The 11,517-nt window shown below is 72.2% G+C and carries 7 protein-coding genes and 1 tRNA gene; 5 read left to right on the forward strand and 3 right to left on the reverse strand.

All coding sequences use genetic code 11. The features are described from left to right. Nucleotide 1: 1 nt before the first annotated feature. Nucleotides 2-87 (reverse strand) — tRNA-Leu (locus tag Q0195_RS04275). 384 nt (nucleotides 88-471) lie between these two features. Between Q0195_RS04275 and Q0195_RS04280 the strand changes: the two genes are divergently transcribed. Then, nucleotides 472-1,698 carry an AI-2E family transporter gene (locus tag Q0195_RS04280; protein ID WP_299275020.1) on the forward strand — a complete coding sequence of 409 codons (1,227 nt, stop codon included), beginning with the start codon at nucleotides 472-474 and terminating at the stop codon, nucleotides 1,696-1,698. Between the two features lie 6 nt (nucleotides 1,699-1,704). Here Q0195_RS04280 and Q0195_RS04285 read toward each other — a convergent pair whose 3' ends face one another. Beyond that, entirely contained in the window at nucleotides 1,705-3,768 is a 2,064-nt protein-coding gene (locus tag Q0195_RS04285; RefSeq protein ID WP_299275023.1) for a glycogen debranching N-terminal domain-containing protein, read from the reverse strand. Nucleotides 3,769-3,873: 105 nt separating this feature from the next. Here Q0195_RS04285 and Q0195_RS04290 point away from each other — a divergent pair, with 105 nt between their 5' ends. Genes Q0195_RS04290 through Q0195_RS04305 form a run of 4 tightly spaced genes read left to right on the forward strand, consistent with a single transcriptional unit; the run spans nucleotide 3,874 to nucleotide 8,245 of the window. Continuing rightward, nucleotides 3,874-4,866, forward strand: a complete 993-nt coding sequence (locus Q0195_RS04290) for a substrate-binding domain-containing protein (protein ID WP_299275025.1) — start codon at nucleotides 3,874-3,876, stop codon at nucleotides 4,864-4,866. Between the two features lie 25 nt (nucleotides 4,867-4,891). Further along, nucleotides 4,892-6,169, forward strand: a complete 1,278-nt coding sequence (locus tag Q0195_RS04295; protein ID WP_299275028.1) for an extracellular solute-binding protein — start codon at nucleotides 4,892-4,894, stop codon at nucleotides 6,167-6,169. 52 nt (nucleotides 6,170-6,221) lie between these two features. Next, nucleotides 6,222-7,346: a sugar ABC transporter permease gene (locus Q0195_RS04300; RefSeq protein ID WP_299275031.1), complete on the forward strand. Its 1,125-nt coding sequence runs from the start codon at nucleotides 6,222-6,224 to the stop codon at nucleotides 7,344-7,346. Then, nucleotides 7,343-8,245 carry a carbohydrate ABC transporter permease gene (locus Q0195_RS04305; RefSeq protein WP_299275033.1) on the forward strand — a complete coding sequence of 301 codons (903 nt, stop codon included), beginning with the start codon at nucleotides 7,343-7,345 and terminating at the stop codon, nucleotides 8,243-8,245. The genes Q0195_RS04300 and Q0195_RS04305 overlap by 4 nt, the downstream gene beginning before the upstream one ends. 9 nt (nucleotides 8,246-8,254) lie before the next feature. Here the strand turns inward: Q0195_RS04305 and Q0195_RS04310 are convergent. After that, the coding region (locus tag Q0195_RS04310) for an error-prone DNA polymerase (RefSeq protein ID WP_299275035.1) at nucleotides 8,255-11,517 on the reverse strand (3,263 nt) is incomplete at its 5' end.

An 11,517-nucleotide genomic window follows, 5' to 3' on the forward strand; every position in this document is an offset into this window, starting at 1 on the left:
GTGTCCGAGGGGGGACTTGAACCCCCACGCCCTATAACGGGCACTAGCACCTCAAGCTAGCGCGTCTACCAATTCCGCCACCCGGACGAGTGGTCCGCCACCAGCCCGGGGCCGTTGGCGACGCCCGCAAACATAGCACGCCGGATGGGCCCGGTTCGAACCGCGGAGCCCCGTTCCGGGCGGAGTGTGGCGAGAACCACGGACCACCCCAGGACGCGCCCGTCCCCGACCCTGCAGGAGCGGTCGTGTCACCGCTGCCCGAGAGCCGTCGGTGGGTCACACTGGGCACGTGCCGGACACGAGGAGGACCACCGGATGAGGCTCTTCGGCAACGTGCGCAGGCGGCGTCCCTCGGCCCCCGCGACCGGGGAAGCGCGGCCGCCCACGCCGGGCGCGTCCGAGCGGGTGCTGGGCCGTGCCGCGCGGATGCCCCGCCCGTCGTCGTCGGCCGCCCGTGTCTCGGTGCGGCGGATGCCGGAGCGTGCCCTGCACGACCGCGACCAGGTCGACGTCCCGCGGTGGCTGCGCCGCTACGGGACGATGGCGTGGCTGCTCATCGGGATCGTCATCGTCGTGGCGATGATCGTCTTCGCCACCACCCGCATCCAGGCGGTGTTCATCGCCGTCTTCCTCGCCCTGGTCGTCACCTCGGTGCTCTACCCGGTGGTGACCTACCTGTCCCGGGTGATGCCGCGCCCGCTCGCCACCGCCGTCACGCTGCTCGGCTCGGTGGCGGTGGTCGTCGGCATCTTCACCTACGTCATCTCCTCGGTGGCCGGCCAGTGGGAGGACCTCGCCGACCAGTTCGGCCAGGGCATCGACGACATCTTCGAGTTCCTCGAGACCGGCCCCCTGCCCGTCCACTTCACCCAGGCGGAGATCTACGACTGGATCAACGAGCTCGTCGGCCAGGCGCAGGACTACGTCAGCCAGAACGCGGGCACGCTCGCCGGTCAGGTGCTCAGCAACGCCGGCGCGGTGGCGCTGCTGTTCACCGTGCTCGCACTGAGCATCTTCGTCACCGTGTTCTTCCTGCTGCGCGGCGGGGACATGTGGCGCTGGTTCCTCAACCAGCTGCCCTCCAAGTCGCGCGAGCCGGTGCACCGTGCCGCGAGTGCCGGCTGGTACACCTTCTCCGGCTACGCCCGCGGCACGGTGATCGTCGCCACCGCGGACGGCGTGCTCGCCTTCATCCTCCTGGCCATCGTCGGGGTGCCGCTCGCCGCGCCGCTCGCCGTGCTCGTCTTCATCGGCGCCTTCATCCCCCTCATCGGGGCCCCGCTCGCGATGATCATCGCCGCGGTGGTGGCCCTGGCCGCCGGGGGCATCGTCGACGCGCTCATCGTGACGGTCGGGATCGCGCTGATCGGGCAGATCGAGGGACACCTGCTCCAGCCCCTGGTCATGGGCAAGCAGGTGTCCCTCCACCCCGTGGTCGTCGCGCTGGGCGTCACCGCGGGCACCTTCCTCGCCGGCCTGCTCGGGGCGATCATCGCCATCCCGATCATCGCCGTCATCTGGGCGGTCTACTCGGCCCTCCACGAGCCCGACCCACCGATCGACGGCGACCTGCCCGACTCGCGGGTCATCGCCGAACGGGTCAGCCGGCGGCGCCAGCGCCACAACGAGCGCTCCCTCGGCGCCGGGAACGACGCCGAGGCGGACGCCGGCCCGGCACTCGGGGGCGTCCGGGCCTGAGACGACCTACGGGGTGGCCGGCTCGGTCACCCGGACGGTGAGCGGCGCCGCCGTGTCCACGGTGGTGGTGCCGTCCTGCTGCACCGACACCGCCAGCTCGTGGTCCGCCACCCGCAGCCCGTGCACCTCGAGGTAGCGCTGGTCGGCGAGCGAGGGTGCCACGGTCAGGGTGCCGCCCGGCACGTCGGCGTCCAGCCCGAGCAGCGTGGACAGGACGACGACGGCGGAGGCCGCCGACCAGGCCTGCGGCCGGCACGCGGCCGGGTAGGGCACCGTCGCGGGCACCGTCCCGATCGCGTCGCCCGCGTAGAGCTCGGGCAGCCGGTAGTCGAAGTGCGGTGCGGCCTCGATGAGCGCCTGCGCGAGCTCGGCCGCCTCGGCATGGAAGCCGGCGCGGGACATGGCGTGCATGACGATCGCGGTGTCGTGCGGCCACACCGAGCCGCCGTGGTAGCGCAGTGCCCAGTAGCCGCCGGAGCCGTGCGCGAGCGTGCGCATCCCGTAGCCGGAGGACATCGCCGCCGACCGCAGCCGCTCGACGACCGCACGCTCCTCCTCGGCGTCGAGCAGCCCGGAGCCGAGCAGGTGACCCATGTTCGACGCGACCCCGTCCACGGGGCGCTTCTCGCCGTCCAGGGCGATGGCGGGGTAGGCGCCGTCGTCGTCGTGGACCCAGAACCGCTCGCGGAACCGCTCGGCGAGCCGGGCCGCCCAGGTGCGCCACTCCTCACCGCCCGGCAGGCCGAGCTCGTCGAGCAGGGCCGCTCCCTTGAGCGCCGCCTCGTGGGCGTAGCCCTGGACCTCGCACAGCGCGATGGTGCCCTCGGCGAGCCGGCCGCTCTTCCACTGGATCGAGTCGTGGGAGTCCTTCCACCCCTGGTTGGCCAGGCCGTGCCCGGAGGTGTCGATGTACTCCAGGAAGCCGTCACCGTCGGCGTCGCCGTAGTCGGCCATCCACCGCAGCGCGGCCTGGAGGTTGGGGGCCAGCGCCTCCACCTCACCGCGGTCCATGCCCCACCGCCAGGCGTCGTGGAGCAGGCAGATCCACAGCGGGGTGGCGTCGATCGTGCCGTAGTAGGTGGGCGGCAGCGTCGTCGTCGCGTCGACGTTCTGGGTGGTGCGCCGCAGCTCGTGGAGGATCTTGCCCGGCTGCTCGGCGGTGGCGACGTCCTCCTTGGTCCCCTGGAACGCGGCCAGGGTGCGCAGCGTCCCGGCGGCGAGCCCGGTGCCCAGCGGCAGGAGCATGCGGGCCGCCCAGATCGAGTCGCGCCCGAAGAGGGTGAAGAACCACGGCGCGCCGGCGGCGAGGAAGGTCTCGTTCGGGGTGGTCGTCGTGCTCATCCGCAGCGCCCCGAGGTCGTCGAGGCTCTGCCGCACGAGGTTGGCCAGGCGGGTGTCGCCGGAGCGGACGGTGAGCCGGTGCCACGGCGTCGTCGAGGCCGGCGCGGGACCGACCACACCGCCCGGGTCGACGACGTCGACCCACCACTCGAGCGTGCAGGCGACCCCCGGCTCCACGTGGATGTCCCAGGTCAGCACCGGGGCCGTGGGGTCGCTGAGGTCGAGCGTGGCACCCGGGGCGTGGACCGTGGCCTCCACCCCGTCCTGCGACCAGCCGAGCACACCGACGGCGGTCTCGGTGGCGGGGAGCGGGTCGCGTCCCTCACCGGTCTTCACCAGGTCCATCGAGGCGAAGTCGGCCGCGAGCGTCACCCGGACCTCACCGGCGACGGCGCCGGCGGTCGCCGATGTCACGACGATGCGCTCGGACATCCACCCGGGCTTGACCGTGCGCCGGCGGTCGATGCGCACCGTCGGGTCGGCACCGCCGGGGTCGATGCCGCGCGCGAGCGCCACGACGTTGACCACCCCCGGTCCGTCGGTGCGCACCGAGATGACCTCGGGTTCCTCCCCGGAGATGGTGAGCTCCGCACGCGACACCACCCGCACGTCGCCGTGGAAGACCCCTTGGGCTCCGCTCGGGCGGATCTGCCCGTCGGGCGCGGACCAGGCCTGGGTGGGGGCGGCGAGTGCGGTGAGGAGGTCGTGGAGGAGAGGTTGGCGTGGCATTCGTCCGTGCTCCGTAGCGCGTTGGGACTTGACAGTTGAACGTTCGAACAGGAATTCTAGTCGTGCCACTTTGATCGATCCAAACCGGGACGGGAGGGTTACGCGATGCGCCGCCGCCGGGTGACGGTCACCGATGTCGCCGCCCGTGCCCGTGTCTCCCGGCAGACCGTCTCGAACGCACTCAACCGCCCCGAGATCGTGCGTCCCGCAACGCTGGCCCGGGTCCGCCAGGCCGTCGCCGAGCTGGGCTACCGGCCCATGCCCGCCGCCCGCCAGCTGCGCTCCGGACGGGCGCGCGCCATCGCCTTCGCGATGTCGGTGCAGCCCCTTCCCGGCACGGGCGTCACCGACCGCTTCCTGCACGAGCTCACCGCCGCGGCTCAGCACCGCGAGCACCGCGTGCTCCTCTTCGCGGCCGGCTCGGACGCCGAGGACATCGACGAGTACGAGGAGCTGCTCACCAGCAGCGTGGTGGACTCCTTCGTGCTGGCCGACACCCGCCATGGCGACCGCCGCACCGCCTGGCTCGCCGAACACGGGGCGCGGTTCGCCACCTTCGGCCGGCCCTGGGGCGTGCCGTCGGCAGCCCACACGTGGGTGGACGTCGACGGCGCCGCCGGGACGCACGCGGCCGTCGAGCACCTCGCGGCACGCGGCCACCGCCGCATCGGGTTCATCGGCTGGCCGGAGGGCTCCGGTGTAGGCGACGACCGTCGCAGCGGCTGGGCCCGTGGGCTCGCGGTCCTGGACGTCGCCCCCGACGGTCTCCACCGTGCGGTGGAGGACACCCCGACCGACGGGATGGACGCCGCCCGCTCGCTCGTCGCGGAAGGCGCCACCGCCCTGGTGTGCGCCAGCGACACCCTCGCCCTCGGCGCCTGGAACCTTGCCCGCTCGACCGACGTCGCCGTCGTGGGCTTCGACGACACCGTCGTGGCCCGCGCGGTCGGGCTGTCGAGTGTCGCGCAGCCCCTCCGTGAGGCTGCCGCCCGGATCGTCGACGCGCTGCTCGACGAGGCCGACGGGCCGCAACACGTACTCCTCACCCCCACGCTCGTCGAGCGCTCCTCGAGCACTGCGGCGGGCCCGGAGCGGTGACCCATCTGACGAAAGGACAACTGCGATGGCTTCGAGCACACGGCAGTACCGCCGCATGAGCACACTGCTGGCCGGCGCGTCCGCCCTCGTCCTGACCCTCGCCGCCTGTGGCAGCGGGTCGGGCTTCGACGACGACGGGACGACTGACGACCCGGCCACCGGAGGTGCAGACGCCGGCGAGGCTTCCCTGGAGATCCTGATCGCCTCGAGCGGCGATGCGGAAACCCGGGCGGTGAAGGACGCCGTCGCCGCCTGGTCGGAGAGCTCGGGCGTCGAGGCGACGGTGAACGTCGCCTCGGACCTGCCGCAGCAGCTCAGCCAGGGCTTCGCGGCCGGGTCGCCGCCTGACCTGTTCTACGTGAGCACCGACCACTTCGTCGGGTACGCCGCGAACGGCTCCCTGCTGCCGTACGGCGACCAGCTCGACAACGTCGACGACTTCTACCCGACGCTACGCGAGTCCTTCACCTACGAGGACGAGCTGTACTGCGCCCCGAAGGACTTCTCCACCCTGGCGCTGTTCATCAACAACGAGGCGTGGGCGGCGGCAGGGCTCACCGAGGAGGACGTCCCCGCCACCTGGGAGGAGTTGAGCGACGTCGCCGCGACGCTCGCGGAGACGAACGAGGCCGGGCTGACATTCGGGCCCGAGTGGCAGCGGGTCGGGGCATTCATGGCCCAGGCGGGCGGCTCCCTCGTGAGCGAGGACGGTACCTCGGCAACCGTCGACTCCCCGGAGAACCTCGAGGCGCTGACCTACGTCCAGGAGCTGCTCGACTCCGGCGCCGTCCGGTACCCCGCCGACATCGGCGCGGGCTGGGGCGGTGAGGCCTTCGGCACCGGCGCCGCCGCGATGACGATCGAGGGCAACTGGCTCGTCGGCGCGCTCGCCAACGACTTCCCGGACATCGACTACCGTGTCGTCCCCCTCCCGGAGGGGCCTGCCGGCCCCGGGACCCTGCAGTTCACCAACTGCTGGGGTGTCGCCACCGACAGCGCGAACCAGGACGACGCCATCGAGCTCGTCCAGTTCCTCACCTCCCCGCAGCAGCAGATGGAGTTCGCCCGCGCCTTCGGCGTCATGCCCTCCATCGAGTCCGCAGCAGACCAGTGGACCAGCGAGTTCCCCGAGCAGGCCGCCTTCCTCGAGAGCGTCGAGTTCGCCCAGGGCGTCCCGGCCGTCCAGGGCATCTCCGACGTCATCTCCGACTTCAACTCCCAGCTCGAGGGCCTCGCGGGCGGCGACCCGCAGGGCCTGCTGAGCTCGGTGCAGTCGACGCTGGACGCGACCCTCGCCCAGTAGCACACAAGGCCCACGGGGTGACGAAGATCCGCACCGGCACCGAAGGAGACTGATGACCGCGACACCGACCCGAGCACGCAGGGTTCGAGGCGGCCAGGCACTTGCCGGCTGGGTCTTCGTCACCCCGGCTCTCGTCATCCTGGGCGTGTTCCTCGTCCTGCCCATCGTCATGGCGCTGTGGGTGAGCCTGTCCGACTGGAGTGGACGCGGGAACCCCTTCGCCGGCGGCGCGAGCTACGTCGGCCTGGAGAACTACTCCGAGCTCCTCACCGGAGGCGGCCTCGCCCAGCGGGACTTCGCCACCTCCCTGCGGAACAACGCCTACTACGTCCTCCTCGTGGTCCCGCTGCAGACGATGCTCTCCCTGGTGCTCGCCGTACTCGTCAACCAGCGGCTCCTGCGAGCCAAGGGCTTCTTCCGCACGGCGTTCTACTTCCCCTCGGTCACCAGCTCGGTAGCGATCACGGTGCTGTTCCTCTTCCTCTTCTCCGCCACCGGCGTCGTCAACGAGCTGCTCGCCTACGTCAGCGTCGAGGGACCGAACTGGGTCAACGACCCGCGCGGCATCATCCACCTCGTCCTCGACCGGGTCGGCGTGGAGGCCCCCCAGGCCCTGCAGGCCGCACCACTGCTCGGCATCAGCTGGTGGGACTGGCTCTCCGGCCCCAGTGTGGCCATGACGGTCTTCATCATCATGGCGGTCTTCACGACCTCGGGGACCTTCATGCTCCTCTTCCTCGCCGCCCTGCAGAACATCTCCCCCGAGATCCACGAGGCGGCGATGATGGACGGCGCCAACTCCTGGCAACGCTTCTGGCGCATCACCGTACCGATGCTCAAGCCCACGCTCTTCACCGTCATCACGCTCGGCCTCATCGGGACGTGGCAGGTCTTCGACCAGATCTACACGGGCACACAGGGCGCGCCGGCCAAGACCACCCTGACCCCCGCCTACCTGTCCTACGCGTCCTCCTTCCTCTCCCAGGAGTGGGGGCAGGGGGCAGCGATCGCGTTCATCCTCTTCGCGATCATCGTCTTCTTCACGATCATCCAGCGGCTCGTGCTCCGGGAGCGCGACACCGTGCCCCGGCGCAAGCGCTTCGTCCGGTCCGACGACGCCACCCGGCTGCGGACCACTCCCGCACGTCCCGCTGCGGACCGAGGAGGCAGCAGATGACCACGGCGACCACCCCCGGGATTCCCACGGCCGGCGCCGCACTCCAAAGCCGACGCCGGCGCCGCCGCGGCGGCCCCGTCACCGTCGGGACCGTGCTCGTCCACGTGCTGCTCGTCGTGCTCGCCGTGGTCTACATCTACCCCTTCCTCGTCACGGTGGCCACGTCGTTCAAGACCGACGCCGAGGCGGCGTCGAACGCGGTCGGGCTGATCCCCCAGACGTGGACGACCGCCGCCTACGAGCGGCTGCTCGTCAACTCCGACTTCCCGACCTGGTTCAAGAACTCCTTCATCGTCACGGTCTTCGTCACCCTGGGCCGGGTCTTCTTCGACTCTCTCGCCGGCTACGCCCTCGCCCGCCTCCGGTTCCGGGGACGGGCCGTGATCTTCGCGGGCGTGGTGGCTGTCATGGCCGTGCCGGGCGTCGTGCTGCTCATCCCGCGCTTCCTCGTCATCAACCAGCTGGGGATGTACGACACCTACGCCGCACTGATCGTCCCGCTGCTCGTGGACGCCACCGGGATCTTCATCATGAAGAACTTCTTCGAGGGCATTCCCGCGAGCGTCGAGGAGGCGGCGCGCATCGACGGTGCCGGGACGTTCCGGATCTTCTGGTCGATCGTCCTGCCGATGGCGCTCCCCGCGGTCATCACCATCATCATCCTGTCCTTCCAGGCCTCGTGGAACGAGCTGTCCCACTTCATCGTCGCCTCGCAGAGTCCCGAGCTCTTCACCCTCACCAAGGGAGTGGCCCAACTGTCCTCCGGTGCGCTGAGCCAAGGCAGCCAGTACCCGTTGAAACTCGCAGCGGCGGCGATCATGACGATCCCGGTGGCGGTCCTGTTCTTCATCTTCCAGCGCCGGATCATGAGCGTCGGCGAGGGAGCAGTGAAGGGCTGAGCTCGCTGGTCAGCGGAAGTCGCGCGACCGGGAGGCGACCTGGAGCGGCAGGTCGCGCAGGTGGTCGGCCACGAGGTTGAGCACGCCGTCGCCGCGCTCGATCGTCCCCCGGACGACGAGTGCCGCACTCGTGCGGGCGACCTGCCGGTAGCGCGCCCACAGCCCGCTGCTGCACACGACGTTGAGCAGGCCGGTCTCGTCCTCCAGGGACAGGAAGGTCACCCCGGCGGCGGTCGCCGGTCGCTGCCGGTGGGTGACGACACCGGCCACCTCGACCCGCTGCCCCGTCGCGCAGTGCGCCAGCCCGGCAATGGTACGGATGCCCTGCGCCGTGAGGTTCGGGCGCAGGAACTGGGTGGGGAAGCTGTCCGGGGAGACCCCGGTGGCCCACACGTCCGCCACCGCCGTCTCCAGCTCGTCCATGCCGGGCAGCATCGGGGCCTCGTACCCGACGGCGGTGTGCGGCAGGGTGGCGTGCTCCTGGGCCAGCGCCCCGGCGGCCCACAGGGCCTCGCGCCGCTCCAGCCCGAAGCAGTCCAGCGCCCCGGCCGTGGCCAGCGCCTCGAGCTGGGCCGCGCTCAACCGCACCCGGCGGGCCAGGTCGGTGATGTCGGCGAAGGGGCCGCGCGCCTCCCGCTCGGCGACGATCCGCTCGGCGGTGCTCTCCCCGACCCCGCGCACCGGGGCCAGCCCGAGCCGCACCGCGAGCCGCGGGTCCGGGTCGACGAGCGGGCGGCCGGTCCGCGGTTCGCGCGGGACGTCGTCGGGCAGCACGGCAGCCGGTTCCGGGTCTCCGGAGCGCTCCACCACGGCCTGGACCTGGGAGCGCTGGACGTCGGCGCGGACCACCCGCACCCCGTGCCGGCGGGCGTCGGCCACCAGGGACTGCGGGGAGTAGAAGCCCATCGGCTGGGCGGCGAGCAGCGCGGCGTAGAAGGCCTCGGGGTGGTGCACCTTGAGCCAGGCGCTGGCGTAGACGAGGTAGGCGAAGGAGAAGGCGTGCGACTCGGGGAAGCCGAAGTCGGCGAAAGCCTTGAGCTTGTCGTAGATCTTCTCCGCCACCTCCCCGGTGACGCCGTTGCGGGCCATCCCCTCGAGCAGGCGGGCGCGCAGCGCCTCCATCCGCTCGGTGGAGCGCTTGGCGCCCATCGCCTTGCGCAGCTGGTCGGCCTCGGCGGGGCTGAAGTCCGCGACGTCGATGGCGATCTGCATGAGCTGCTCCTGGAAGAGCGGCACGCCCAGCGTCTTCTCCAGCGCGGGCTCGAGCAGCGGGTGGAGGTAGGTGACCTTCTCCCGGCCCCGCCGCCGGTTGATGTAGGGGTTGACGGAGTCGCCCTGGATCGGGCCGGGGCGGATGAGGGCGACCTCGACGACGATGTCGTAGAAGCTGCGTGGCCGCAGCCGCGGCAGGGTGGCCATCTGGGCGCGGGACTCGACCTGGAAGACGCCGACGGTGTCGGCGGCGCACAGGAGGTCGTACACGCGTGGGTCCTCCTGCGGCAGGGTGTGCAGCCCGAGCTCCGGGGTGCCGGGGTCGGCATGGGCGTTGACCTCGGCGAAGGCCAGGCGCAGCGCGGTGAGCATGCCCAGGCCGAGGAGGTCGAACTTCACCAGCCCGGCGTCGGCGCAGTCGTCCTTGTCCCACTGCAGGACGGTGCGTCCGGGCATGGTCGCCCACTCCACCGGGCACACCTCGACGACCGGCCGGTCGCACAGCACCATCCCCCCGGAGTGGATGCCCAGGTGCCGGGGCAGGCGCAGCATCCGCTCGGCGATGTCGATGACGTCCTCGGGGATGCCGGCGAGGTCGTCGGCGGGGGCCGGGCCGCGGCCGCCGCGGTCCTTCGGGCCGGTGCCGTCCGCGCCGGCGGCCCCCCAGCCGCCGCCGTCGTCAGGCCGGCGCAGGCTGCGCCACCGTTCGATCGACTTGCTCCACGCGTCCTGCTGCCCGACGTCGTAGCCGAGCGCGCGGGCGGCGTCCCGCACCGCGGAGCGGGGCCGGTAGGAGATGACGTTGGCGACCTGGGCGGCGTGGGTGCGCCCGTAGCGCTCGTAGACGAACTGGATGACCTCCTCGCGCCGGGCGGACTCGATGTCCAGGTCGATGTCGGGCGGCCCCGACCGTCCGGGTGAGAGGAAACGCTCGAACAGCAGCCGGTGCTGGACGGCGTCGACCGCGGTGATCCCGAGCGCGAAGCACACCGCGGAGTTCGCCGCCGAGCCGCGGCCCTGGCACAGGATGCCGCGGCGGCGGCAGAAGTCGACGATCTCGTGGACGATGAGGAAGTAGCCGGGGAAGCCGAGCTCGATGATGACTCCGAGCTCGTGCTCGATCATCGCGTAGGCACCGGGGACCCGTTCGGCGTCGGGCGGGCCGTAGCGCTCGGCCGCGCCCCGGTAGGTGAGCTCGCGCAGCCAGGTGGCCTCGGTGTGCCCCGGCGGCACCGGGTGCGGCGGCAGGTTCGGGGCGACGAGCGCGAGGTCGAAGGCGCACTCCAGGCCCAGCACGGCCGCCGTGTCGACCGCCGCGGGGTGGCGGAAGTGGAGGGCGGCCATCTCCTCCGGGGAGCGCAGGTGGGCGGGAGCGGGCGGACGCCAGCCGTCGATCTCCTCCAGGGTGGCGCGGGCGCGGATCGCGGCCAGGACGTCGGCGAGCGGCTGGTCGGCGGGTGTGGCGCAGTGGACCGCACCGGTGGCGACGAGCGGCAGCCCGGCGTCGGCGGCGAGTGCGGCGAGAGCGTCGTTGCGGGCGGAGTCGAGCGGGTCGCCGGTGGCGGTGATCTCGACCGCGACGTTGTGCCGGCCGAAGTGGGCGACGAGCTCGTCCAGCGCGGCGCGGGCGGCGTCCCGCCCACCGGTGGCCAGCGCCCGGCGGACGGCGCCCTTGCGGCAGCCGGTGAGCACGAGCCACTGGTCGTCCGCCGCCGCGGCCAGCTCGGCGAGCCGGTAGTCGGTGCGGCCCTTCTCACCGGTGGCGAGGTGCCCCTCGGCGATGGCCCGGGACAGGCTGCGGTACCCCTGCGGCCCGCGGGCGAGGACCAGGAGGTGGGTGCCGGGCGGGTCCATCTGGCCGGTGGCGCGCTCGGTGGCGTCCAGGGTGAGCTCGGCACCGATGACGGCGGGCAGCCCGACCCGGCGGGCGGCCTCGGCGAAGCGCACGACGCCGTACAGGCCGTCGTGGTCGGTGATCGCCAGCGCCTCCTGCCCGAGGCGGTGCGCCTCGACGACGAGCTCCTCGGGCTGGCTGGCGCCGTCGAGGAAGCTGAAGGCCG

It is taken from the genome of uncultured Georgenia sp., assembly GCF_937958535.1.
Classification (GTDB): domain Bacteria; phylum Actinomycetota; class Actinomycetes; order Actinomycetales; family Actinomycetaceae; genus Oceanitalea.